25 protein-coding genes are annotated in these 24,062 nt (G+C 66.9%); 20 read left to right on the forward strand and 5 right to left on the reverse strand.

Translation table 11 applies throughout. The annotated features are described in order from the left end of the window. Nucleotides 1–21 precede the first annotated feature (21 nt). On the reverse strand, nucleotides 22–804 hold the full coding sequence (gene map, locus ACIOSY_RS10065) for a type I methionyl aminopeptidase (protein ID WP_400852751.1): 783 nt from the start codon (nucleotides 802–804) through the stop codon (nucleotides 22–24). Between the two features lie 110 nt (nucleotides 805–914). Here map and ACIOSY_RS10070 point away from each other — a divergent pair, with 110 nt between their 5' ends. From ACIOSY_RS10070 to ACIOSY_RS10110, 9 genes are all read left to right on the forward strand, one after another. After that, nucleotides 915–1,403 carry an MFS transporter permease gene (locus tag ACIOSY_RS10070; RefSeq protein WP_400852753.1) on the forward strand — a complete coding sequence of 163 codons (489 nt, stop codon included), beginning with the start codon at nucleotides 915–917 and terminating at the stop codon, nucleotides 1,401–1,403. Nucleotides 1,404–1,580: 177 nt separating this feature from the next. Next, complete coding sequence (rplS, locus tag ACIOSY_RS10075; protein ID WP_400853810.1) at nucleotides 1,581–1,928, forward strand: 50S ribosomal protein L19; 348 nt, start codon at nucleotides 1,581–1,583, stop codon at nucleotides 1,926–1,928. 116 nt (nucleotides 1,929–2,044) lie between these two features. Beyond that, nucleotides 2,045–2,773, forward strand: coding sequence for a signal peptidase I (lepB, locus tag ACIOSY_RS10080; protein ID WP_400852755.1), 729 nt, complete (start codon nucleotides 2,045–2,047; stop codon nucleotides 2,771–2,773). Then, the gene (locus tag ACIOSY_RS10085) at nucleotides 2,770–3,429 is read left to right on the forward strand and encodes a ribonuclease HII (RefSeq protein ID WP_400852757.1); all 660 of its coding nucleotides are present in this window, start codon (nucleotides 2,770–2,772) and stop codon (nucleotides 3,427–3,429) included. Before lepB ends, ACIOSY_RS10085 begins: the two co-directional genes overlap by 4 nt. A 52-nt stretch (nucleotides 3,430–3,481) precedes the next feature. After that, the gene (locus ACIOSY_RS10090; RefSeq protein ID WP_400439210.1) at nucleotides 3,482–3,808 is read left to right on the forward strand and encodes a DUF2469 family protein; all 327 of its coding nucleotides are present in this window, start codon (nucleotides 3,482–3,484) and stop codon (nucleotides 3,806–3,808) included. A gap of 115 nt (nucleotides 3,809–3,923) precedes the next feature. Then, a complete protein-coding gene (locus ACIOSY_RS10095) occupies nucleotides 3,924–4,286 on the forward strand; it encodes a YraN family protein (protein WP_400852759.1) in 363 nt (120 codons plus the stop codon). Then, nucleotides 4,283–5,812, forward strand: coding sequence for a YifB family Mg chelatase-like AAA ATPase (locus ACIOSY_RS10100; protein WP_400852761.1), 1,530 nt, complete (start codon nucleotides 4,283–4,285; stop codon nucleotides 5,810–5,812). The genes ACIOSY_RS10095 and ACIOSY_RS10100 overlap by 4 nt, the downstream gene beginning before the upstream one ends. Next, on the forward strand, nucleotides 5,809–6,999 hold the full coding sequence (gene dprA / locus ACIOSY_RS10105) for a DNA-processing protein DprA (protein WP_400852763.1): 1,191 nt from the start codon (nucleotides 5,809–5,811) through the stop codon (nucleotides 6,997–6,999). The genes ACIOSY_RS10100 and dprA overlap by 4 nt, the downstream gene beginning before the upstream one ends. Before the next feature lie 122 nt (nucleotides 7,000–7,121). Then, nucleotides 7,122–8,024, forward strand: a complete 903-nt coding sequence (locus ACIOSY_RS10110; protein ID WP_400852765.1) for a tyrosine recombinase XerC — start codon at nucleotides 7,122–7,124, stop codon at nucleotides 8,022–8,024. A gap of 11 nt (nucleotides 8,025–8,035) precedes the next feature. Here ACIOSY_RS10110 and ACIOSY_RS10115 read toward each other — a convergent pair whose 3' ends face one another. Further along, complete coding sequence (locus ACIOSY_RS10115; protein ID WP_400852767.1) at nucleotides 8,036–8,584, reverse strand: murein hydrolase activator EnvC family protein; 549 nt, start codon at nucleotides 8,582–8,584, stop codon at nucleotides 8,036–8,038. A gap of 301 nt (nucleotides 8,585–8,885) precedes the next feature. Between ACIOSY_RS10115 and rpsB the strand changes: the two genes are divergently transcribed. The 9 genes from rpsB to ACIOSY_RS10160 all read left to right on the forward strand — a co-directional run bounded on the left by rpsB (nucleotide 8,886) and on the right by ACIOSY_RS10160 (nucleotide 15,610). Next, complete coding sequence (gene rpsB / locus ACIOSY_RS10120; RefSeq protein ID WP_400852769.1) at nucleotides 8,886–9,836, forward strand: 30S ribosomal protein S2; 951 nt, start codon at nucleotides 8,886–8,888, stop codon at nucleotides 9,834–9,836. A gap of 45 nt (nucleotides 9,837–9,881) precedes the next feature. Continuing rightward, complete coding sequence (gene tsf, locus ACIOSY_RS10125; protein WP_400852771.1) at nucleotides 9,882–10,709, forward strand: translation elongation factor Ts; 828 nt, start codon at nucleotides 9,882–9,884, stop codon at nucleotides 10,707–10,709. A gap of 91 nt (nucleotides 10,710–10,800) precedes the next feature. Then, nucleotides 10,801–11,517 (forward strand): UMP kinase, encoded by a 717-nt coding sequence (gene pyrH, locus ACIOSY_RS10130; protein ID WP_400852773.1) that lies wholly within the window; start codon nucleotides 10,801–10,803, stop codon nucleotides 11,515–11,517. A gap of 68 nt (nucleotides 11,518–11,585) precedes the next feature. Further along, nucleotides 11,586–12,140: a ribosome recycling factor gene (frr, locus tag ACIOSY_RS10135; protein ID WP_400852775.1), complete on the forward strand. Its 555-nt coding sequence runs from the start codon at nucleotides 11,586–11,588 to the stop codon at nucleotides 12,138–12,140. Nucleotides 12,141–12,145: 5 nt separating this feature from the next. Continuing rightward, entirely contained in the window at nucleotides 12,146–13,285 is a 1,140-nt protein-coding gene (locus ACIOSY_RS10140) for a phosphatidate cytidylyltransferase (RefSeq protein WP_400852777.1), read from the forward strand. Then, nucleotides 13,285–13,863 carry a DivIVA domain-containing protein gene (locus tag ACIOSY_RS10145; RefSeq protein WP_400852779.1) on the forward strand — a complete coding sequence of 193 codons (579 nt, stop codon included), beginning with the start codon at nucleotides 13,285–13,287 and terminating at the stop codon, nucleotides 13,861–13,863. Before ACIOSY_RS10140 ends, ACIOSY_RS10145 begins: the two co-directional genes overlap by 1 nt. A 65-nt stretch (nucleotides 13,864–13,928) precedes the next feature. Beyond that, nucleotides 13,929–14,594: a transglycosylase SLT domain-containing protein gene (locus tag ACIOSY_RS10150; protein WP_400852781.1), complete on the forward strand. Its 666-nt coding sequence runs from the start codon at nucleotides 13,929–13,931 to the stop codon at nucleotides 14,592–14,594. 9 nt (nucleotides 14,595–14,603) lie between these two features. After that, on the forward strand, nucleotides 14,604–14,891 hold the full coding sequence (locus ACIOSY_RS10155; protein WP_400852783.1) for a hypothetical protein: 288 nt from the start codon (nucleotides 14,604–14,606) through the stop codon (nucleotides 14,889–14,891). 2 nt (nucleotides 14,892–14,893) lie between these two features. After that, nucleotides 14,894–15,610: an alpha/beta hydrolase gene (locus ACIOSY_RS10160; RefSeq protein ID WP_400853812.1), complete on the forward strand. Its 717-nt coding sequence runs from the start codon at nucleotides 14,894–14,896 to the stop codon at nucleotides 15,608–15,610. Between the two features lie 3 nt (nucleotides 15,611–15,613). Here ACIOSY_RS10160 and ACIOSY_RS10165 read toward each other — a convergent pair whose 3' ends face one another. Next, nucleotides 15,614–16,669, reverse strand: coding sequence for an AI-2E family transporter (locus ACIOSY_RS10165; RefSeq protein WP_400852785.1), 1,056 nt, complete (start codon nucleotides 16,667–16,669; stop codon nucleotides 15,614–15,616). Between the two features lie 178 nt (nucleotides 16,670–16,847). On the opposite strand from ACIOSY_RS10165, the gene ACIOSY_RS10170 reads away from it, so the two are divergent. After that, the gene (locus tag ACIOSY_RS10170) at nucleotides 16,848–18,815 is read left to right on the forward strand and encodes a glycosyl transferase (RefSeq protein ID WP_400852787.1); all 1,968 of its coding nucleotides are present in this window, start codon (nucleotides 16,848–16,850) and stop codon (nucleotides 18,813–18,815) included. Then, nucleotides 18,812–19,756: a tetratricopeptide repeat protein gene (locus ACIOSY_RS10175; protein ID WP_400852789.1), complete on the forward strand. Its 945-nt coding sequence runs from the start codon at nucleotides 18,812–18,814 to the stop codon at nucleotides 19,754–19,756. The genes ACIOSY_RS10170 and ACIOSY_RS10175 overlap by 4 nt, the downstream gene beginning before the upstream one ends. Before the next feature lie 25 nt (nucleotides 19,757–19,781). Here the strand turns inward: ACIOSY_RS10175 and glgB are convergent, their stop codons facing one another. Continuing rightward, a complete protein-coding gene (gene glgB / locus ACIOSY_RS10180) occupies nucleotides 19,782–21,989 on the reverse strand; it encodes a 1,4-alpha-glucan branching protein GlgB (RefSeq protein ID WP_400852791.1) in 2,208 nt (735 codons plus the stop codon). Continuing rightward, entirely contained in the window at nucleotides 21,986–24,058 is a 2,073-nt protein-coding gene (locus ACIOSY_RS10185) for a maltotransferase domain-containing protein (protein ID WP_400852793.1), read from the reverse strand. The genes glgB and ACIOSY_RS10185 overlap by 4 nt, the downstream gene beginning before the upstream one ends. Between the last annotated feature and the right edge of the window lie 4 nt (nucleotides 24,059–24,062).

Genomic DNA, 24,062 nt, shown 5'->3' on the forward strand with positions numbered 1-24,062 from the left:
GGAGAAGGCCCGCGTCGAGAGTCAGTCGACGCCGAGGAACGAGCGATCGGTCAGAACGAACGGTCCGTCAGCGGTGATCGCGACGGTGTGCTCGGCGTGCGCGCCTCGCGAACCGTCGGCACTGCGTAGCGTCCAACCGTCGGGATCGGTGATCAACTCGTCCGTCGTCGCGAGGAACCAGGGCTCGAGCGCGAGGACGAGGCCATCGCGAAGCGGGAAGCCGCGCCCGGGTCGACCGTCATTGGGCACGTGCGGATCACCGTGCATCGTGCGCCCGACTCCGTGTCCACCGAAGTCCGTGTTGATGGAGTACCCCTCGCCGTGGGCAACGTCGGCGACGGAGGCGGAGATGTCGCCGATCCGATTCCCCACGACGGCGGCGGCGATCGCCGCATCGAGAGCCCGTTCCGCCGTCGAGATGAGGCGGAGGTCTTCTTCGCGCGCGGCGCCGACCACGAACGAGACCGCCGAGTCGGCCACCCAGCCGTCGACCGAGACAGCGAAGTCCAAGGAGACGAGGTCGCCGTCGCGGAGCACGTAGTCGTGCGGCAAGCCGTGCAGCACGGCGTCGTTCACCGACGTGCAGATGACCTTGCCGAAGGGGCTGGCCCCGAACGACGGGTGATAGTCGATGTAGCAGGACTCCGCGCCGGCCGCGCGGATCAGTTCGTGCGCTCGACGATCGATGGCGAGCAGATTCGTGCCGACCTTCGTGTCGTCGCGCAGCGTCGCCAGTGTCTCGGCGACGAACCGGCCGGCGGCACGCATTTCGTCGATCTCGGCGGGGGTGCGCAGTTCGATCATCGGAGATCCTCTCGTCTCACCCCATTCTCCCTGATGGCGCGGGCTCCGGCGTTCGGGTGCTGAGAGCGAACATCGGTGCGGAGCCGGATCGGTCGGCATACGATTTGAGCATGTGGTTGCGACAGGCCTTCTTCCGCTGGCTTCTCCCGGCAGCTTTCCTGCTGCCGCTGTGGCTCCTGATCGGGTGGGGCGTCTTCCGGGGCGGGTGGGCGATCCTCTGGGTTCTGTTCATCGCCGTGCCCTCGGTCTTCGTCGGCCAGCTCCTCCTGACCCTGCTGACGCGTTCACGTCCGTCGGTTCGCGCCGAGAGAGCGGTCTCCTGGTGGGACGTCGCCGGCTTCACGGTGTGGCACGGCCTCACGATCGCTGTCGGATGCTTCATCGATGGCGCGTTCCCGTGGCTCCTGACCGGAGCGATCATCGCCGGGGTCGCCCTGATCTGGCTGCAGCTCTGGCAGCTGTGGAGCGAAGCCAAGGGGAGTGGCGCACGTATCCGGGAGACGATCACCTGGTCGTCGATCCCCACCGCCGATGAGCGTTCGCCGGAACCGCGCCCGCACGAGGTCATCGTCGTTCGTGAGACCGACTCGCGCGACTGACGTCCCGCGCCCTGCCCTGTTTTGGAGAGAGCGGGCATCCGTGGCAGAATGATTGTTTGTGCCGCACCCGGTTCTGCCACAGGGGAGCCCGCGGATGCTCTGCATCCGTCAGCACATACCCATTCTTGTTCCTTCCATCATGCATCCGACCTGTGGCGAGTGCAGAGAGAGATGATCATGCAGATCCTCGACGCCGTAGACGCGGCTTCCCTCCGTTCGGACATTCCGGACTTCTTCCCCGGCGACACCGTCAAGGTGCACGTCAACATCACCGAGGGCAGCCGCTCCCGTATCCAGGTCTTCCAGGGTGTCGTCATCGGCCGTTCGGGCGATGGCGTTCGCGAGACCTTCACGGTCCGCAAGATCAGCTTCCAGGTGGGCGTCGAGCGCACCTTCCCGGTGCACTCCCCGACGATCGATCACATCGAGGTCGTCACCCGCGGTGACGTGCGTCGCGCGAAGCTCTACTACCTGCGCCAGCTGCGTGGCAAGAAGGCGAAGATCAAGGAGAAGCGCGACCGCTGAGTCGCAGCATCTCCACAGCACCCCAGGACACGATGTCCTGGGGTGCTGTGTTTTCTCCCCGGTGTGCGACCCTTGTTACTGCCGCTCGACGGCCAGCATGACTGCGAAGGAAAACGATGACTTCTGAACCCTCTGCCGCGACCGGCTCCAAGCGCCGCCGCGGGATTCTGGTCTTCCTGAGGGATGTGCTGGTGATCGTCCTGATCGCCGCGGTCGTCTCGTTCGTGGTCAAGACGTTCATCGTGCGCTCGTTCTACATCCCGTCTGCGTCGATGGAGCGAACTCTTCTGATCGATGACCGAATCCTCGTGGACGAACTCACACCGCGGTGGACCGGGTACGAGCGCGGCGATGTCGTCGTGTTCCAGGATCCGGGCGGCTGGCTCGACCCGCAGCCGCAGACGCCGGCTCAGCCCCCACTCGTGCAGGCCGTCGACTGGGTGCTGACGTTCATCGGAGTCTCCGCTTCCGATTCGCAGGATCACCTCGTCAAGCGAGTCATCGGGCTGCCCGGAGACCACGTCGTCTGCTGCAACGCGTTGGGACAGATCACGATCAACGGTGCCCCCATCGACGAACTCAGCTACTTGAACCTGCCCGACGGCGACACTGCGGCGTCGAACGAGCCGTTCGACGTCGTCGTGCCCGACGAGTCCCTCTGGTTGCTCGGTGACAACCGCGACCGTTCGCGCGACGCCCGCGCACATCAGGATCTGCCCGGCGGCGGATTCGTTCCTGTCTCCAACGTCGTGGGCAAGGCCTTTCTGACCACGTGGCCGTTCAGCAGGATCGGCGCCATCGAGGGACACCACGAGATCTTCAACGGCGTGCCGGACTCCGAATGAGCGTCGTCGCACCCACGCTGACGCTGGAGCGCAGGCTTCTCGGGGATTGCGATCTCATCATCTCGCTCGATGAGGTGGGGCGCGGCGCTCTTGCGGGCCCGGTCGCGGTCGGCGCCGCGGTGATGGATGCCGCGGGCGCGCGGCGCCGAGTTCCCGAGGGGCTGCGGGACTCCAAGCTGGTGACCGAACGTCGTCGTCCCGACGTGGCCGCTCGCGCGGCGGCGTGGGTGCAGGCTTCCGCTGTCGGCTGGGCGAGTGCCGCCGAGGTCGACGAGGTGGGAATCATGCGAGCGCTCGGGCTGGCGGCTTCGCGAGCTGTCGAGGGTGTCGCCGCTCTCGGGGCCGGGATCGACGGTGCGCTCGTACTCCTCGACGGGAATCATGACTATCTGTCGGCCGTGCATCCCTCGCCGCTGCGCGTGCGCCCTGTGATCAAGGCCGATCGGGACTGCGCATCGGTCTCCGCCGCATCCGTGATCGCGAAGGTGGCACGCGACACCTACATGTCGGAACTGCACGGCACGTACCCGCAGTATCAGTGGGATCGCAACAAGGGCTACGCGAGTCAGGAGCACCGAGACGCGATACGCACCGTCGGCCTCTCGCCGTTCCACCGGGCGTCCTGGGCCATCACCGATGCGCCGACTCTCTTCTGAGAACCCCCGGGGTGCGGCATCCGGGCTGTCCCGACTCTAAGATGGAACCACCATGGATGAGGAAGCCTTCGACGACTACGACCGCGAGCTGGAACTGGCACTGTTCCGCGAATACCGCGATGTCGTCTCCCAGTTCCAGTACGTCGTCGAGACGGAACGGCGTTTCTACCTGGCGAATGACGTCAACGTCGTGCGGCGCGACACCGAGCACGACTTCTACTTCGAGATCTCCATGAGTGACGTATGGGTCTGGGACATCTATCGCGCGGACCGCTTCGTGAAGGCGGTGCGGGTGCTGACGTTCAAGGACGTGAACGTCGAAGAGCTCCAGCGTCGCGAGTTCGAGATCCCGCAGGAACTCTCGCTCGATGGTGAGTAGCCGCCCGTTCTGACCCCTCCTGCACGATTCGTCTCCGACACGCGTTCTCCGGAGTCCGCGGCTCGATCGTGAACGGCTCGTCCTCGGGCCATCGCAGGGTCGGCATGCTGTCGTCATGGCAGCGAAAGATGATCTGGGTAAGGCCGGCGAAGAACGTGCGGCTCGGCATCTGATCGAATCCGGGTACACCGTTATCGATCGGAACTGGCGATGCAATCAGGGCGAGATCGACATCGTCGCGGTGCGCCGCGACCATCTCGCGTTCGTCGAGGTCAAGACTCGGCGGACCGCACGTTTCGGGCATCCGTTCGAAGCGATCGATGACCGCAAGAAGCGACGGATGTGGGGTCTCGCTCACGCCTGGACGGTGGCTCATCCGGAGGGCGCCAGAGGGCGGCGCGTACGCCTCGAAGCAATAGGCATCATCGGTCAGGATCCTGCGACCGGCTCCCTGGAACACCTGGTGGACCTCGTATGAGCACCACGCGGACCTGGGCCGTAGCGATCACCGGAGTCGACGGCCATCTGGTCGAAGTAGAGGCCGACCTGTCGAATCAGACACCGGACTTCAAGATCATCGGACTGCCGGACAAGTCACTGGGGGAGGCTGTGCAGCGTGTTCACAACGCCTGCAAGAACGCCGGCCTCGATCTCCCTCGACGACGGCTGACAGTCAACCTCTCGCCGGCGAGCCTGCCGAAGCACGGCTCGAGCTTCGACGTGGCGATCGCCGTCGCGGCGCTGGCCGCAGGCGATGCCGTCTCTCGACGGTCCATTCGCGATACCGTCCACATCGGAGAGCTCGGGCTCGATGGGCGCCTCCGGCCGGTGCCCGGAGTTCTGCCCGCCGTCTTCGCCGCGGCCCGCGCGGGGTTCGAGCGCGTGATCGTTCCGCGTGCGAACGAAACGGAGGCGCGTCTGGTCCCCGGGATCGAGGTGCGTGCGGCGGGCTCCCTCGCCGAGGTGGCGGTGTGGCACGGGGCGGAGATCGAGATCCCCGACTTCACGCCGGTCGAGAACCCGCCTGCGAACGAGGATGCCGCAGAGCCGCTCGATCTCTCGGATGTCGTCGGCCAGGAGTCGGCCGTCGAAGCGCTGGTCGTCGCTGCGGCAGGTGGTCACCATCTTCTCCTGAGCGGACCACCGGGAGCGGGGAAGACAATGCTTGCTCGGCGCCTCCCCGGGATTCTCCCCGCGCTCACCGAGGAGGAGGCGCTCGAGGTGGCATCGATCAGATCGCTGACGGGCGAACCGGTCAGCGCACTCGATGCGACACCGCCGATTGAAACGCCGCACCACAGCGCATCGGTGGCAGCTCTCGTGGGCGGCGGGTCCAAGGTCGCTCGTCCTGGTGCCATCGTGCGGGCGCATCGTGGAATCCTCTTCCTCGACGAAGCCGCCGAATTCTCCCGGATCGCGTTGGACGCGTTGCGCCAGCCGCTGGAGTCCGGACAGATCGAGGTCAGCCGCGCAGGGTTCACCGCGCGCTATCCGGCACGATTCCAACTCGTGCTGGCCATGAACCCGTGTCCGTGCGGCAACTACGGCGTTCGCGGCGCCGAATGCATGTGCCCGCCCGCGTCTATACGTCGGTATGCGACCCGACTCTCGGGGCCCTTGCGCGATCGGGTGGACATCGAGTTGCAGGTCGCCCGGGTCGCCGCCTCGCGGGCGACGTCCGGCACTCGCTCCGAACCGGACACGGCGACAGGCCGGAAGATGGTGGCGGTCGCTCGTGGTCGTGCGGCAGAACGATGGTCCCGAACTCCCTGGAGCCGCAATGCGGATGTCCCCGGAACATGGTTGCGCCAAGGCGAGTTCCGGCTCGACGGCGCCGTGCGGGCTCCGCTGGATCGTGCCCTCGAGCGCGGCGTCTTGACCCTGCGAGGCTACGACCGTGTGCTGCGCATCGCGTGGACGATGGCGGACCTCGCAGGTCGTGACCGACCGGTGGCCGATGACATCGGGCGCGCTCTCCACCTCAAGCGCGGAATGGCACTGTGAAAGACGCGCTGCTCACCGACGACGCGGTCCGCGCCGCGGCGCACGCGCTTCGTGGACAGCGTGGGGACGAGGTCGACGAAGCGATCGCGCGTGCGACGTGGTCGGTCCTCACGGAGCCCGGCGATGGCGTCGCTGGTGCGCTGATCCGCGAGCTCGGCGCTGTCGAAGCACTCCGCTTCGCGATGGACGGCGGCGCGGAGGCGGGCATGGCGGTGTCAGGGACTGTGCGCGCCCGGAACGCCCTGGCCGAGGGCAGGAAGCGATGGATGCCGCGAGCTGACCCTCGCGCTGTGACCGAGGCTCTGCGGGGAGCGAGTCAGGTGGGCGCTCGGCTGCTGGTGCCCGGCGACGCGGATTGGCCCGCAGGCGTCGACGACCTCGGTGAGCACGCGCCGCACGCCCTGTGGGTGCGAGGCGCCACGCCGTTGCTCACGGCAGATCCTCGCGTATCGATCGTGGGAGCGCGGGCATCGACGGGATACGGAGATCATGTCGCCGCCGAGATCGCCGGCGACCTCGCGGCCGGTGGCGCGGTCATCGTCTCGGGCGGGGCGTACGGCATCGACGGTGCGGCTCATCGCGCGGCTCTCGGGGTGGATGGGCGAACGCTGGCGCTGCTCGCCGGCGGCGTCGATCGCGCGTATCCGACCGGCCATCATCAACTCCTCGCGCGCATCGCGACGCAGGGAGCGGTCGTCAGCGAGTTGCCGTGCGGGGCCGCGCCGACGAAGTGGCGCTTCTTGGCGCGCAACAGATTGATAGCTGCTCTCGGGCAGGCGACGGTCGTGATCGAGGCCGGTTGGCGCAGCGGCTCGCTCAACACGGCCGGCCACGCGGCGGCACTCGGCAGACCGCTCGGAGCGGTGCCGGGACCGGTGACCTCGGCAGCCTCTGCAGGATGTCATCGCCTGCTGCGCGAGTACGACGCGCGCTGCGTGACATCCGCCGCAGAGGTCCGAGAGATGTGGATGCCCGGCGCGGGGAGCACGAGCTCCCCTCCCGCGACCGACCCTGATCTGATACGACTCCTCGATGCGCTGAGTTCGCGAGTGGGGAACGAGGTCTCCGAACTCGCGCGGAGGTCCGGCCTGGCTCCCCAGAGGATTCAAGCCCTTCTCGGGCTGCTGGAACTCGAGGGGGCAGTGACGCATGCGGTCAACGGCTGGAGAAGAACGGTCTCGCCATGAGGCGATCAGATCCGGCACCGGATTCGGCGGGGGAGCGCCCGTGCGAAGGTGCGGCCGTCGGGAGTGCCGCTTCGACGGCGAGGTGAGCAGCCCGGCGCCCGCTCGGCAGGCATGCTGAAGTCATGGAACTCGCGGCTGCTGCGGAGGCATTCGTCGATCACCTCGCCCACGTGCGCAGGTTGTCGGCGGCAACAGTGCGCGCCTATCGAACCGATCTCCGGGATCTCGCGAAATCGGCCGGCGCCGTCGAGCTCGAATCGGTCGACCTCGAAACCCTGCGGGATTGGCTTTGGCAGGCGACGCAGCGCGGCGACGCGCGCGCCACGCTCGCTCGACGCGCCGCCGCAGCTCGTTCCTTCTTCAGCTGGGCGAAGGAGCAGGAGTTGCTCGACCATGATCCGAGCCTGCGCCTCATCGCTCCGAAACGCGGTCGGTCGCTGCCGACCGTCGCGTCGCAGGAATCGATGGTCGCTCTCCTCGACGAGCACCGCGCGCGGGCCGACTCAGGTGACCCGATCGCTCTCCGAGATCATGCGATTCTGGAGATGCTCTACGGATCCGGTATTCGCGTGTCGGAGCTGTGCGGACTCGACATCGACGACGTCGATCTCGATCGTCGCACCGCGCGCGTGCTCGGCAAGGGCGACAAGGAGCGAGTCGTGCCGTTCGGGCAGCCGGCGGGAGCGGCATTCGAGGCCTACCTGCGGCGAGCCCGACCCGCGCTTGCGGCCCGGAGCTCGAAGGCGACGGCCGCAGTCTTCCTCGGCAGCCGCGGCGCTCGCGTCGGCCCGCGCGGGATCTACACGCTCGTGGCGTCAGCGCTCGGGCCCCTGGTCGGCAAAGAAGCGGTGGGTCCCCATGCGCTTCGGCACACTGCGGCCACCCACCTGCTCGACGGCGGCGCGGACCTTCGAGCGGTGCAGGAGATCCTCGGGCACGCCAGTCTCGGCACCACGCAGATCTACACACACGTCTCCGCCGAACGGCTCACCGCGACCTACCGCCTCGCCCATCCGCGAGCCTGACGCCGCGTCGTTCATCGCGGCGCGCCACAGCACGGGAGCAGGATCGCTCGTTCCGCCGCACCGAAGAGCAGCATCGGATCGATGTAGATGCCGTCCAGGCGAACACCGAGATGAAGGGCGCCCGACGGCGCATGGCCGCCAGCCGCCGGAGTTCCGACGACATCGCCTCGCGATACCGCGTCACCGGGCCTGAGGGGCGAAACCAGTGGCTCGAACGTCGAGACATAGCCTCCGGGATGCTCGATCGTCAGGAGCGGACGGTCGACGACCGTGCCAGAGAAGGCGACCACTCCGTCAGCGGGTGCGCGCACGTCCTGCGCGGGCGATGCCGTGAGATCGATCCCTCGATGTCCAGCGCCGTAGGCGTGCGCAGGTGCGCGAAACGGTTCGACCACCGTGCGAGATCCTTCGACAGGCCACGACCACTCGTCCACCGCCGCCGGGGACGATGTCGGCGAAGTCTCCATCGCGCGAGCGGCCGGGATCGCCCCCGTCCCGAGCATCCAGCACGCGAGGACCAAGACGGTGAGCGGAGCGAGCACACGCTGGATCGGGTTCATCCCTGAATTCTCCGGAGATGATCGATCCGGAGGATATCGAGTGATGTCGTGCCACGGCGGCGGGGGAGAGGATGCGGAACGCCTCCGCTGTGCAGGATGAGTGTCGCTTCCACGTCCTGTATGCTGGACGAGCACCTCGGAATCGGGGTGACTACGCGTGCCCAAAGCGGTTTCGATCGCGGCATCCACTCCCAGAGGTCTTTCTCCCAGAGAAGGCGGGTGTGCGCCGGGCACCAGGAAGTCCGATCGCCTGATCGGCAAAAACCTAACGGCGCCTTCGCGCCAGAACAAGGAGACGACCATGGCTGTGGTCACCATCCGCCAGCTGCTCGACAGCGGCGTGCACTTCGGACACCAGACCCGTCGGTGGAACCCGAAGGTGAAGCGCTTCATCCTGACCGAGCGCAGCGGCATCCACATCATCGACCTTCAGCAGTCGCTCGGCTACATCGACAAGGCCTACGACTTCGTCAAGGAGACCGTCGCCCACGGTGGGACGATCCTCTTCGTCGGCACCAAGAAGCAGGCTCAGGAGATTCTCGCCGAGCAGGCCACCCGCGTCGGCCAGCCCTTCGTGAACCAGCGCTGGCTCGGTGGTCTCCTCACCAACTTCCAGACGATCTCCAAGCGTCTCGCACGCATGAAGGAGCTCGAGGAGCTCGACTACGAGACCCCCGCGAACAGCGGTTTCACGAAGAAGGAACTCCTTCTCAAGAAGCGCGAGCTCGACAAGCTGCACAAGTCGCTCGGTGGTATCCGTAACCTCACGAAGACGCCTTCGGCCATCTGGGTCGTCGACGCCAAGCGCGAGCACCTCGCCATCGACGAGGCCAAGAAGCTCGGTATCCCCGTGATCGGCATCCTCGACACGAACGCCGACCCGGACGACTTCCAGTACCCGATCCCCGGCAACGACGACGCGATCCGTTCGGTCTCGCTGCTCACCCGCATCATCGCGGATGCAGCGGCCGAGGGCCTGCAGCAGAAGCACAACCCGGAGACGGGCGACGCCGAGCCGCTCGCCGACTGGGAGAAGGAGCTTCTCGAAGCTCCCGCCCAGGAGGTCCAGGAGTCCGCTGACGCCGCCGCCGTCGAGACCGCTGCCGATGAGGCTGCCGTCGTCGAGACGCCTGCAGCCGACGAGACCGCTGCGGACGAGGCCGGCGCCGAGGCGCACGACGAGGCGATCGCCGCCGCTTCCGGTGAGGAGACCGCTGAGGTCGCCGCAGCCGAGGCAGCCGACTCCAAGTAATCCTCTCGATCACCACACACATCACGAAGCAAGGAGCCACCACACATGGCCAACTTCACCATCGCTGATCTCAAGGCGCTGCGCGAACAGCTCGGTACCGGAATGGTCGACACCAAGAAGGCACTCGAAGAGGCTGACGGCGACGTCCAGAAGGCCACCGAGATCCTCCGCCTCAAGGGTGCGAAGGGAAACGCCAAGCGCGCTGACCGTTCCACCAGTGAGGGACTGATCGTCGCTCGCGAGCAGGATGGCGCTGTGACGCTCATCGAACTCGCCTGCGAGACGGACTTCGTCGCGAAGAACCAGCGCTTCATCACGCTGGCCGAGAAGGTCGCCGACGCCGTGGCTGCGGTCAAGGCCGACTCGGTGGAGACCGCACTCGCGGCCGCCGCCGGAGACCAGACCGTCGACCAGCTGATCTCGGAAGAGGCAGCGATCATCGGCGAGAAGGTCGAACTGCGTCGCGTTCGCACGATCTCCGGCGACAACGTCGAGGTCTACCTGCACCGCACGAGCAAGGACCTGCCGCCGCAGATCGGTGTCGTCGTCGCCTACACGGGTGATGACGCCGAGACCGCTCGCAGCATCGCGCAGCACATCTCGTTCGCCAACCCGTCGTACCTGTCCCGCGAGGACGTTCCGGCGGATGCTGTCGAGAAGGAGCGGGAGATCGTCACCGAGATCTCGCGCAACGAAGGCAAGCCCGAGGCAGCCCTGCCGAAGATCGTCGAGGGGCGTGTCACTGCTTACATCAAGCAGGTCGCACTGCTCGAGCAGGACTACGCCAAGGACAACAAGCTCTCTGTCGCCCAGGTGGCGAAGGACGCCGGTATCACCGTGACGGACTTCGCGCGCTTCAAGGTCGGCGCGTAGCAACGTCGAAGGGGTTCGGATCTGCGAGATCCGAACCCCTTCTTCATGCCCAGAAGGCACTATCTTGAATCGGGACGAGAGGACAACACCCATGACCGAACGCACCGGACGCCGCCGCGTCCTTCTGAAACTCTCCGGAGAGGCATTCGGCGCCGGTCAGCTGGGCGTCAACCCGGATGTCGTCGGCCAGATCGCGCGTGACATCGCCGCAGCCGTCGACCGTGTCGAGGTGGCGATCGTCGTCGGCGGTGGCAACTTCTTCCGCGGTGCGGAGCTCAGCCAGCGCGGCATGGACCGCGGACGCGCGGACTACATGGGAATGCTCGGTACGGTCATGAACGCACTCGCGCTGCAGGACTTCCTCGAGCAGGCAGGAGCAGCGACCCGCGTGCAGTCGGCGATCTCGATGACGCAGGTCGCCGAGCCGTACATCCCGCGTCGTGCCGAGCGTCACCTCGAGAAGGGCCGCGTCGTGATCTTCGGCGCCGGCGCGGGGCTTCCGTACTTCTCGACCGACACCGTCGCCGCTCAGCGCGCACTCGAGATCGGCGCGGAGGAGGTCCTCGTCGCGAAGAACGGCGTCGACGCGATCTACACGGCCGATCCCAACAAGCACGCCGATGCGGAACGCATCGAGCGCGTGACCTACAGCGATGCTCTGCAGCGGGGACTGAAGGTCGTGGACTCCACCGCCTTCAGCCTGTGCATGGACAACAACATGAACATGCGCGTCTTCGGTATGGAGCCCGCGGGCAACGTCACCCAGGCCCTGCTCGGTGAGCCCATCGGTACGCTCGTCACCACCTGAGTGTGCAACACGGCGGAGCAGTCTTCGCCCGATAGAATTTGCAGAACACCCCGACGATAGGAGTCACCGTGATCGCGGACGTCCTCGCTGAAACCACCACCCGCATGACTCGGGCGGTCGAAGCTGCCAAGGAGGACTTCTCCACGGTGCGCACCGGTCGTGCCAACCCGCAGCTCTTCCAGAAGGTGCTCGTGGACTACTACGGCACGCCCACGCCGCTCGCGCAGCTCGCTTCCCTCCAGAATCAGGAAGCTCGCACACTCATCATCACGCCGTACGACAAGTCGGCGCTGAAGGCGATCGAGCAGGCGATCCGTGACATGCCGAACCTGGGCGCGAACCCGACCAACGACGGCAACCTGGTACGCGTCAGCATGCCCGAGCTCACGGCCGAGCGTCGCAAGGAATACGTCAAGCTCGTCAAGACGAAGGCGGAAGACGCCAAGGTCCACGTGCGCGGAATCCGCCGCAAGGCGAAGGACGAGCTCGACGCCCTGAAGAGCGAGCTCGGAGAAGACGAGATCGCGCGCGCAGAGAAGGAACTCGACTCCCTCACGCGCCAGCACGTCGACCTCGTCGATGATGCGCTCAAGCGCAAAGAGGCAGAACTCCTCGAGGTGTAGTCCGAATGTCTGATGACACGCGAGATGCCGAGGACGGTGCGCCGCTGACACGCCGTGAGGCGCGTGATTCGTCGACCCCGACATCTGGCGTCCCGTTGGCGGACGAAGCGTTCCCGACGTTCGACTCCGGGCTCATCCCTCCGCGGCCGCCTCTTCCCGTCGGGGGAGAGATGGTCGATGACGGCATGATCAGCACGGCGGACCACAACGCGATCCGTGAGCAGTGGCGTGCGGCCCGCGACGAATTGGGCAGTCACGTCTCCTACGCACGCGACCAGATCGACCAGGCGAACGAGAAGATCAAGGAGCGCACGGGGCGAGACCTGGTGCTCGCGATCCTCATCGGCCTCGCGTTCGGGGCCGCGCTCCTGGGGTCGTTGCTGTTCATCAAGGCCCTGTTCGTGCCCTTCGCGCTGGCCGCGGCCCTGCTCGGCGTGTACGAGTTGTCGCGAGCTCTCCGGGCATCCGGTCGTCGGATCGATGTGGTGCCCCAGCTGATCGCGGCCACGCTGCTCGTGCTCTCGGCGTACTTCGCGGAGATGTGGCTGTGCTGGGTCGTACTCTTCCTCTCGGTGGCGTTCGTCGTCGTGTGGCGTCTCATCGCGCAGATGGCCACCAAAGACGGACGCACCTACGGCGACGTCCTCGCCGATGCCGTCATCGGTGGCTTCGTGCAGATCTATGTGCCCTTCCTCGCGGGCATCGCGCTCATCCTCCTGAACCAGGAGGGCGGCCAATGGTGGGTGTTGAGCTTCATCGCCATCGCCGTCTCCGCGGACACGGGCGCATACGCCGCGGGTCTCGCCTTCGGGCGGCATCCGATGGCTCCGCGAATCAGTCCCAAGAAGACCTGGGAGGGCTTCGCCGGTGCAGTGGTGGCCTCGCTCACCGTGGGCGTGCTCCTCGCGCTCTTCCTGCTCGACCTGCCCTGGTGGGGCGGCCTCATCTTCGGCGCGGCCATCCTGCTCTCCGCCACGTTGGGCGATCTCGGCGAGTCGATGCTCAAGCGCGACCTGGGCATCAAGGACATGAGCTCGTGGCTCCCCGGTCATGGCGGTCTGCTCGACAGGCTCGACAGCATCCTGCCGTCGACGATTCCGGCGTTGTGCCTCTACTTCCTCCTCTCTCCCTGGATGGTGCTGTGATGAATGACCAGATCGTCGAGGAGCAGGACTCCGTCGCGACCCCGCCGGCATTCGCGTTGACGAGCGGTCGGGTTCGGGGGTACCACCGCGCAGCGGTGGACACGTTCCTCGCTTCGGCGCGAGCGGCGTTCGAGGACGAGGGCGAGGTGAGTGCCGTCGACGTGCGGACTGCGTCGTTCCCCCTGGTCAAGGGCGGGTACGTTGTCGCTGACGTCGATGCCGCACTCAGCCGCGTGGAAGATGCTTTCGCGGCACGCGAGCGCGACCGTGCCGTGCGCAGCAGCGGAGCCGGCGCATGGGTCGATCACGCGCGAAACGACGCTCAGGTGATTCTCGATCATCTGGCGCGTCCGCGTCGGCGTCGCTTCGCGCGAACAGGTGTCCTGACCTTCGGCTACCGCGTCGACGAGGTCGATCACGTCGCCGCACGCATCGTGAAGTACCTTCGCGACGGTGAAGCTTTGACGGTCGAGCAGCTGCGCTCCGCCGCGTTCCGCATGCAGCGGGGTGGCTACCGCGAGGAGCAGGTCGATGCGCTCCTCGATGCGACGATCGATGTGATTCTGGCCGTTCGCTGACCTTCTCATGGCTGTCCCAGGCAGTCTTGCGTAGACTGTCACCCATCGTGAACTCCCGAAACGACATGACACTTCATCGACACGACGCCTCACCGGTTCCTGCGGCGACGGCCACGTCTGCGCGCCGGGGAACCCGTCGTTGGTCGCGTCGTCGGGGTGTCGTCGGCGTGTTCAGTTCGCTCGCGGTCGTCGGTTTCGCCGCGGCGATGGTGGCTCCGACCGCCGTGGCGCTCGCAGATCCGCCCGCGCAAGAGTCGCCGGACAGCGCGTATTCCGTCGCCTTGGAAGACACGCAGAACCTCACGGTCACAGTCGAAGGCGCACCGATCACTCCGATCGAGCGCGGCTCCTTCGAGGTGTACGTCACTCCCAAGCCGACTCCGACTCCTGAGCCGACGACGGCTTCGAGTTCGAAATCGAGTGCGTCGAGCGGTCCTCTCTTCTACACGGGTGGTGGCGCGCCGGCCGAATGGATGGCAGCAGCGGGAATCGCCGAGAGCGACTGGGGCTACGTCGACTACATCGTCAGCAAGGAGAGCACCTGGAACCCGAATGCGACGAACTCGTCGTCCGGGGCCTGCGGTCTCGTGCAGGCGCTGCCGTGCAGCAAGGTTCCCGGAAACGGTTACGATCCGGTCGACAACCTCCGTTGGGCGAACGGCTACGCCGTCGGCCGCTACGGCAGCTGGGCCCAGGCGCACGCGTTCTGGACGAAGAACCACTGGTGGTGAGCAGGGACGATGCCCCGCTCCCGCAGACGGCCTCACGCACGCACTGAGGCCGAGGATTCGTTCGAACGCCTTCTCGCAGGATGGAAGCGCACGGAAGTCCGGCGCGGCGCCACCTGGACGGTGCAACCCGTCTCGTCGGTTCAAGCTCAGAAAGAATATGTCTGCCCCGGCTGCGGCAGGGGAGTCGAGGTGGGGACGGCCCATCTCGTCGCCTGGCGAGCGGACGGAGTTCTCGGCGACGCCGCAGATCTCGCGGCGCGCAGACATTGGCACACACACTGCTGGAGGCTGGCGTGAGCATTGAGATCCGTGGACCGCTGGAGCTTCCCGCTCAGCGTGAAGACATCGAGCTCGAGACGGTGGACGGATTGACGCTCGTGGGCGAGCTCGCTGTGCCGGAAAGCGCGGCGCCCGTCGCGACTCTGGTCACGCTGCACCCGTTGCCGACGGCGGGGGGCTTCATGGATTCGCACATCCTGAGGAAGGCAGCGGCCCGCCTCCCCGCCCTCGCCGACCTCGCGGTTCTGCGCTTCAACACGCGCGGAACCTCCTCGCAGAGAGGGACGAGCGAGGGTGCCTTCGACGGCGGTGCGGCGGAGCAGTTCGATGTCGCGGCAGCGATGCGTTTCGTTCGTGATCGCGGTCTGCCGCGTCCATGGCTCGTCGGCTGGTCGTTCGGCACGGAGCTCGCGCTCAAGTACGGGCGCGAGCACGACATCGAGGGAGTCATTCTTCTTTCGCCGCCTCTGCACCGTGCCACGCCGGCCGAGGTTGAGGCCTGGGCGGACTCCGACCGTGCGGTGATCGTACTGGTTCCGGAATTGGACGACTATCTGCGTCCGGCGGAGGCCCGCGAGCGTTTCGCGGCGATTCCTCACGCACATCTGATCGCGGTCGAGGGCGGAAAGCACCTGTGGGTGGGAGAGGCCCAGACGCGTCGCGTCCTCACCGAGATCGTCGCGGCGGTGAACCCCGCGGCGTTGCCTCTCCCCACCGAATGGTCGGGCGAAGGCTGAGCGTCAGAGCTCGTTCATCCGGGGGATGACGACCTGGCGGTACAGGATCAGGATGCTGGCCGCCACCGGGATCGCGATGAGCGCGCCGAGCAGCCCGAGCAGGCTTCCGCCGGCCAGCGCGGCGACCACGACGACGGCGCCGGGCACCGCCACTGCGCGGCTCATGATGCGCGGCGAGATGACGTACGCCTCGATCTGCATATAGATCAGGTAGTAGATGCCGGCGGCGATCGCGGTCTGCGGAGAACCGAGCCCGGGGATCAGGCAGATGAGCACGATGATCGTCGAGCCCGTCAGGGTTCCGACCAGCGGGATGAGCGAGAAGAAGAAGGCGATCACGGCGAGCACCGCGGGGAACGGAGCTTGGATGATGCTCAGGAAGATCGCGCTGAGCACACCGTTGATCACGCCGAGGGAGAGCTGCCCCATGACGTAGTAGCCGACGGAGTCGGTGATCTGGTCGGCCAGGTCGACGAAACGGTCGCGCTTCGATGCCGGGGCGAGTTGGTAGACGGCGCGCTTGAGCGACGGAGTCGATGCCGTCAGGTAGATCGTGAGGATGAGCACGATGAAGGCGCCGAACAGGCCGGTGACGATCGATGTACCGACGACGATGACGCTCTCGGTGATCGATCCCCAGTTCTCGATGAGCCAGTCGGTGGCTCGCGTGAACGAGTCATCGATGAACGAGGGTTGCAGGCCAGGGAAGACGTCGACGATCCAGTCCTTGACGTCACCGATGTACGTGCTCTGCAGGAAGAAGGTGATGCGCCGCACCAGCTGACTGATCTGGTCGATCAGGATGGGGAGCACCATCAGCACGATCCCCGCGAACACGCCCAGAACGCCGAGGATCGTGACCAGCACCGCGAGCCAACGCGGGAGCTTGCGCCGCTCGAGGAAGGCGACCACCGGGTCGAGGCCGAGGCTCAGGAACAGCGCGGTGCCGAGGTACAGCAGGACCGTCGACAGTGTCTGCACGCTGCCGATGAGCAGGATGCCGAGCCCCACGCCGAGCGTCGCCACCAGGGCGGTGCGGAAGGGGTTGTGGATCTTCATCTCGACTCCTCGAAGACAGGTGATGCCAGGCTACCGATCAGCGCCCCCGAAGCCCCGCCGACGTGCCGCGCGTATTCTGGAGAACCACCGTGTGGGCAACACACAGGTGGTTTCGCTAGTCTGAAATGTCGAGTGTTGCGTCTCCGGCCGTGGGCCGAGATGCGTGAGGAGACTATTCGTGCGTTTCGTATGGGCCGTCGTGGCCTTCGTTCTGGCCGCGGTCCTGATCGGTGCGGGCATCGCTCAGCGCACCGTCTTCATGGGTCCGGATTCCGTGCAGGAGAAGGTTGCGATCGAGGAACCCGCGCCGTTCGTCCTGATCGACGGAGACGTGCTTCGTGCGTACCCCGGCTCGCAGACGCTGCTCATCGGCGGCGAGGGCGACATCTTCATGGCGTACGGTCGCACCGCTGACATGCAGGCGTGGCTCGCCGACGCCGATTACAACCATGTGACGGCCGCGAAGAACGATGGTCTCGACGTCGAGTTCGTCGAAGCGGAAGACGTCGCCGCAGAGGAGGCTCCTAGCGAGGAGACACCCGCGGAGGGGACCACGGAAGAGGCGCCGGCCGAGGGAGACCCCGCAGAGGGCGAGCCCGCCGGACGCAACCCCGCCGGTTCCGATCTCTGGCTCAGCTCGACGACCAAGGCGGACTCCCTCATCGCCGACAACATGCAGCTGCCGGAGGGCGTCAGCGTTCTCGTCGCCTACGACGGCACGCGGGACGCTCCCGATGACATCACGGCGTCCTGGCCGCTCGACACATCGACGCCGTGGGCCGGCCCGCTCATGGCCGCCGGGGGAGCGGTGCTGCTCGTCGGTCTGATCCTGTACGTGCTCGGCATCCGCCACCAGCGACGTGGGCGCGGCCCTCGTCGGAAGGGACCCGGCCCGCTTCCGGTCACGGAACCGATCGACCTCGCCGCGCTCCCGCCCGCGGAGCGCGCTGCGATCGAGTCGTCGTCGACGCCGGCACCGGCACCGTCGGAGAGCGGTACCGAGGAGATCGAGGATGCCGAGATCGTGGAAGACCCGAAAGAGCCGGAGGGAAAGTCCTCGATGACGTCCGTACGTCCCGCACGTCGCCGACGCATGCTGGTGATTCCGGTGCTCGGTCTGACCGCTCTCCTCGCTGCCGGTTGCTCCGCGGATTCGTGGCCCCAGCTTGGCGAATCCGGACCGACGCCGTCGCCGACACCGACGGTCATCGCTCCGGAGAATCAGAAGCCCCCGGCTGTCACCGACGCGCAGGCGACCCGCATCCTGCAGGAGATCTCCAGCACGCTGACCGATGCCGACACGGCGCTGGACCTCGACCTGGCGAAGACGCGTCTCGACGGGCCGGCACTCGCTGCGCGCACGACCGACTACGCGCTGCGCACGGCGATCCCCGAGACCGCGGCGCCCGCCGTTCTCCCTACGGACGACGTGGAGGTCGTGCTCCCTGAGGCGACGGACCGTTGGCCCCGAACCGTACTGCTCCTGTCGAAGAGCGCAGCGGATGACACCGTTCCTCCGGTCATCCTGACGATGACTCAGCAGGACCCCTGGTCGAACTACAAAGTGACCAACACCGCGGAGATGTCGGCCGATGCCGTGTTCCCCGATGTTGCGGCGGCGTGGCTCGGCACCGCGCTCGTCCCCGACGACTCGGCCTTCCTGAGCATGCCTCCCGGAGAGCTGGCGACCGCGTTCGCCGACGTCGTCGACGCCGGCGAGCAGAGCGCCTCGTACGGCCTCTTCGACGATCTCGCCCTGAAGCTCGCGACATCGATCCGGGACAGCCGCCAGACGGTGGTGCAGAACCTCATCGACAACGGTGCTGCGGACACGTCGGAAGTGACATTCGACATGGTGCCGACCGACGCACCCGCCGTATCGATGACGACTCTCGACAGCGGCGCGATCGTCGCGGTCACCCTCACCGACGCCGAATCGGTGAAGCCGACATCCGCCGATGCGGTGATCCGGTTCGGTGACAACGCCCAGGCCAAGGCGCTCACGGGTGTCTCGGAGTCAGCCAAGGGCGTCGTGACCACGTACGAGTTCCAGCTCTTCTTCTCGGTTCCCGCGCAGGGTTCCACCGAGCAGATCAAACTCCTGGCGTCGCGTCAGGATCTCGTCTCCGTAGAGGTGATCAAGTGACCGAACTGTCTCCCGCTGCTCTTCGCGGCGCCGTCGACCTGTCGAGCCTTCGCAATCGACCGACTCCGCCCGCTGGTGGAGCCGCTCCGGGCGCGGCATCGCCGCAGGACTCGGAGTTCTCCGACGTCGTGATCGATGCCACGGACGAGTCCTTCGGTCAGGTTCTGGAGCTGTCGCGCACGGTTCCCGTGGTCGTCGACCTCTGGGCGGAGTGGTGCGGCCCGTGCAAGCAGCTCAGCCCGATCATCGAGAAGGTCGTGCGCGAGCTCGGCGGTCGGGTGGTGTTGGCGAAGGTCGACGTCGACGCGAACCCTCAGCTCGCCCAGAGCTTCCGGGCGCAGTCGATCCCGTTGGTCGTCGCCGTCATCGCCGGCCAGCCGGTGCCGATGTTCACCGGTGCCGTGCCGGAGGCTCAGGTGCGCGAGGTGTTCGCACAGCTGCTGCAGCTCGCCGCCCAGAACGGTGTGACCGGCTCGCTCTCGGTCGGCGCGCCAGAGGGCTCGGCAGACGAGCCCGCGGAGCCCGAGCTCCCGCCGTTGCGCGCCGAAGCGTTCGCGGCCATCGAAGCGGGAGACTACGCGGCGGCCATCGTCGCCTACGAGAAGGCTCTCGCAGAGAACCCGCGCGATGAAGACGCGATCGCGGGGCTGGGTCAGGTGAAGCTGCTCGATCGGGTGCAGGGGCTCGATCTGCAGACCGCGCGTGCCGCTGCGGCTGCGGGTCCCCTCGACATCTCGGCGCAGTTCGACGTCGCCGATCTGGATCTGGCCGGCGGCCACGTCGACGATGCGTTCGGACGACTGCTCGACCTCTTCGCGCAGCTCCCCACCGATGAGCGCACGCCCGTGCGAGAGCGGCTCGTGGAGCTGTTCGGGCTCATCGGCGTCTCCGACCCGCGCGTCATCTCGGCGCGGAATCGGCTCACGTCTCTGCTTTTCTGACCGCCCGGGGGCGTGAACCGCGGTCTTAACCGCGGCTCACGCTCGGCACGTGCGGGTCGGACTGGAATCGCAGCCAGATCGTCGACAACGCGGGAAGCGTCATCGTGGCGACGGCTGTGCCATCGCCCTCCGCATGCGCGACGACCATGCCCAGGTTGCCGGATCCACGCCCGCCGTAGTCCGCGGCATCCGTGTTGAGGATCTCGTCCCACACACCCTCGCGAGAGAGTGCCAGGCGATAGCCCGCGTGCTCGACACCGGAGAAGTTGCTCACCACCACGATCCGGCCTCCGTGCGCGTCACGGCGCTCGAAAGCGATGACGGTCGGGTTCCAGCTCGGCGCGCCCAGACGGCTGAAGGACGAGCCATCGCTGTCGCGCTCCCAGAGGGGGGCCTGTACGCGGTAGGTGCTGTTGAGCACGCCGACGAAGTTCTGCAGCTGGGAGTGGGACGGCTGATCCAGCAGCCACCAGTCCAGCTCGCGTGACTCCGACCACTCGGCGAGCTGTCCGAACTCCTGTCCCATGAACAGCAGCTTCTTTCCGGGGTGCCCCCACATGTAGCCGAGGTAAGCACGCACATTGGCGAGCTTGTGCCAGTGGTCGCCCGGCATCTTGCCGACGAGGCTTCCCTTGCCGTGCACGACCTCGTCGTGGCTGATGGGCAGCAGATAGTTCTCGCCGAACGCGTAGACGAACGAGAACGTCATCTCGCCCTCGTGGTGTGCGCGGTACATGGGGTCGCGCTCGACGTATTGCAGCGAGTCGTTCATCCAGCCCATGTTCCACTTGAACCCGAACCCCAGGCCGGCGTGATCCGTCGGCGCGGTGACGCCGGGGAAACTGGTCGACTCCTCGGCGATCATCATGATGCCGGGGTGCACACGATAAGAGGTCGCGTTGACCTCTTGCAGGAACCGGATCGCCTCGAGGTTCTCGCGCCCACCGTGGATGTTCGGTTCCCATTCCCCGGCGTTGCGCGAGTAGTCCAGATAGAGCATGGATGCGACGGCATCGACGCGGAGCCCATCGACGTGGAACTCGTCGAACCAGTACAGAGCGTTCGCGACGAGGAATCCGCGCACCTCCGGCCGGCCGTAGTCGAAGATGAGCGTGCCCCAGTCCTGGTGCTCGCCGCGGCGCGGGTCGGGGTGCTCGTACAGAGGCTGCCCGTCGAAGCTCGCGAGAGCGAAAGCATCCTTGGGGAAGTGTCCGGGAACCCAGTCCATGATCACGCCGATCCCGGCCTGGTGCAGCCGATCGATCAGGTAGCGCAGATCATCGGGCGTTCCGAAGCGGCTGGTCGGTGCGTAGTATCCGCTGATCTGGTAGCCCCATGACCCACCGAACGGATGCTCCGCCAGGGGCATGAATTCGACGTGCGTGAAGCCGGTCTCCGTGACGTGCTGGATCAGGGGATCGGCGAGCTCACGGTATCCGAGCCCGCCCCGCCACGAACCGACGTGCACCTCGTACACGGAGAGCGGCTGAGCGACGGCGTGGGTCGCGGCACGGCGGGTCATCCACGCGCCGTCCGACCACTGGTGCGACGACACGGTGACGACGGACGCGGTGTCGGGCGGCACCTCGGCCCACTGCGCCATCGGATCCGCTTTGAGGATCCAGGCGCCGCTGCGGGTACGGATCTGGTACTTGTAGCGGGTTCCGGGTGCGAGATCGGGGATGAAGAGTTCCCAGACGCCGCTCACTCCCATCGAGCGCATGCTGTGCGACTCACCGCTCCACCCGTTGTGGTCTCCGACGACCCGAACGGCCGTGGCATTGGGCGCCCACACGGCGAACGCGACTCCGGCCTCGCCCTTGACGTCGCGTGGATGTGCTCCGAGCACGTGCCAGAGACGCTCATGGCGGCCTTCGGCGATGAGGTGGAGGTCGATGTCCCCGAGCAATGGCGGGTGACGGTACGGGTCGCCCGAGACCTCTTCCGCCTGGCTGTCGTCGTAGGTGGTGGCGATGCGGTACGGCACCGGCGGGCCGTCGTGCTGTGCCTCCCAGATGCCGTGCGCCACGTGTGCGAGCTCGAGGCGCTGGCCGTTGCCGAAGAGTGCCGCGACGGTGGAGGCCAACGGGCGGCGCGCGCGTATGACGGTGCCGGTCCGCCCCGCGGCATCCTGTCGGGCGTGTGCACCGAGCACGGAATGCGGGTCGTGGTGCGTGCCGGAGGCGATGGCCTCCCAGTCTGCGGATGCTGTCACGTCGTCGACGTAGGTCATGCTCGCTTCCTCACCTTCAGGATGTGCACGGGCTCGGTGAAAGCATCGAGCCGTACGTAGTTGTGGTCGGACCAGGTCCAGTGAGCGCCGGTCAGGAGATCCTCGACGTCGAAGGTGTCACCGAGGGGCACGCCCCAGACGGTCGTGTCGAGGTGCACCGTCGTCTCGCGCACCGAGTGCGGATCGACGTTCGCGACGACGATGATGGTGTCGTCGTCGCCGGAACCGGTGAATGCCGCATCGAGATGCTTGCTGTACACGAGCACCTGGTCGTCGTCGCTCCAGTGCGCCGAGAAGTTGCGCAGTTGGCGGAGAGCCGGATGCTGCTGCCGGATCTCATTGAGGCGGCGGAGCAACGGGGCGAGGGAGTCGCCGCGTTCCTCCTCACCTTCCCAGTCGCGGAACTTGTACTCGTACTTCTCGTTGTCGTTGTTCTCTTCCGACCCCGGGCGTGCGACGTTCTCGAAGAGCTCGTACCCCGCGTAGACGCCGTAGACGGGAGCCGCGGTCGCGGCGATGCACGCGCGGATGCGGTACGCCGCACGCCCCCCGAACTGCAGGTACTCGGTGAGGATGTCGTGGGTGTTGACGAAGAGGTTCGGACGCATGTAATCGCTGGTCTCGTGCGACACCGAGGTGAGGAACTCCTCGAGCTCGGCTTTGGTGTTCCGCCACGTGAAGTAGCTGTAACTCTGCTGGAAGCCGACAGCGGCCAGCGCACGCATCACGGCAGGACGCGTGAAGGCTTCGGCGAGGAAGATCACATCCGGGTCCTCGTGGTTGATCGTGGCGATCAACCATTCCCAGAACTGCAGGGGCTTGGTGTGCGGATTGTCGACGCGGAAGATCTTGACGCCCTGCGCGACCCAGTGGCGCACGATGCGCAGGACCTCGGCGTAGATTCCGGCCGGGTCGTTGTCGAAGTTGATCGGATAGATGTCCTGGTACTTCTTGGGGGGATTCTCGGCGAAGGCGATCGATCCGTCGGGGAGCGTGGTGAACCATTCCGGATGCTCGGTGACCCACGGGTGGTCCGGAGAGGCCTGGAGCGCGAGATCGAGGGCGACTTCGAGCCCCTCGCCCTGCGCGGCGCGCACGAAGGCGCGGAAGTCCTGCGCCGTGCCCAGGTCGGGATGGATCGCGTCGTGGCCGCCCTCGGCTGCGCCGATCGCATAGGGAGAGCCGGGGTCGCCGGGCTCGGTCACCAGCGTGTTGTTGCGCCCCTTGCGGTTGGTGGTTCCGATCGGATGGATGGGAACGATGTACAGCACATCGAAGCCCATCGCCGCCACGGCGGGGAGTCGCTTGGCAGCGGTGCGGAACGTGCCGCTCTTGACGGTGCCGTTCTTGAGCCTCCGGGCGCCTTCGGAGCGGGGGAAGAACTCGTACCAGGCTCCGACGCCCGCAGCCGTGCGTTCGACGATCAGCGATTGGGCGGCAGTGGACGACTGCAGGGAGACGACCGGGCGGTCGGCGAAGATCCGAGCAAGCTCGGCGTCGGTCGCGAGTGCGATGGTCGTCGCCGCTGCCCCCGGGGCCAGAGCCGCGGCGTCGGCGAGGAGCCGCTTGCGCTGTGCAGCCGGGCGGTCCTTCTCGGCGGCAGCGCGCGTGAGCAGCTCGGCGCCGAGCGCCGCCATCACCGGCACATCGACTCCTGCCGCCACTTTGAGCTCCGCGGCATGGGCCCAGGTGGCATAGTCATCGGCGAACGCCTCGAAGCGATACATCCATCGCCCCTGCGCGCCGAGCTCGATGTCGACCGACCAGGTGTCGGTGCCATCCTTGCGGGGAGTGAGCCGGTGCAGGCTCTCCTCGCCATCCGGCGACGTCAGACGGAGGTGGACGCCGATGATGTCGTGACCCTCGCGGAACGCCACGACGCTGAACGGCACGACCTCGCCGGAGAACGCCTTGGCGGGGAACCCTCCCGGCACGGACGGCCGGCCTCCGATCAGAGGAATCCGCGGGGTGCGCAGGGCGCCCTCCGCAGGTGCCGCGGCGCCGGGGCGCAGCGGGATCTCAGCGGGGCTCCGGAGAGCAGATGGTCGGATTCCAGCGCGTGCAGCCACCCCC

The sequence above is a fragment of the Microbacterium sp. NPDC087665 genome (assembly GCF_044743285.1).
Lineage (GTDB): Bacteria > Actinomycetota > Actinomycetes > Actinomycetales > Microbacteriaceae > Microbacterium.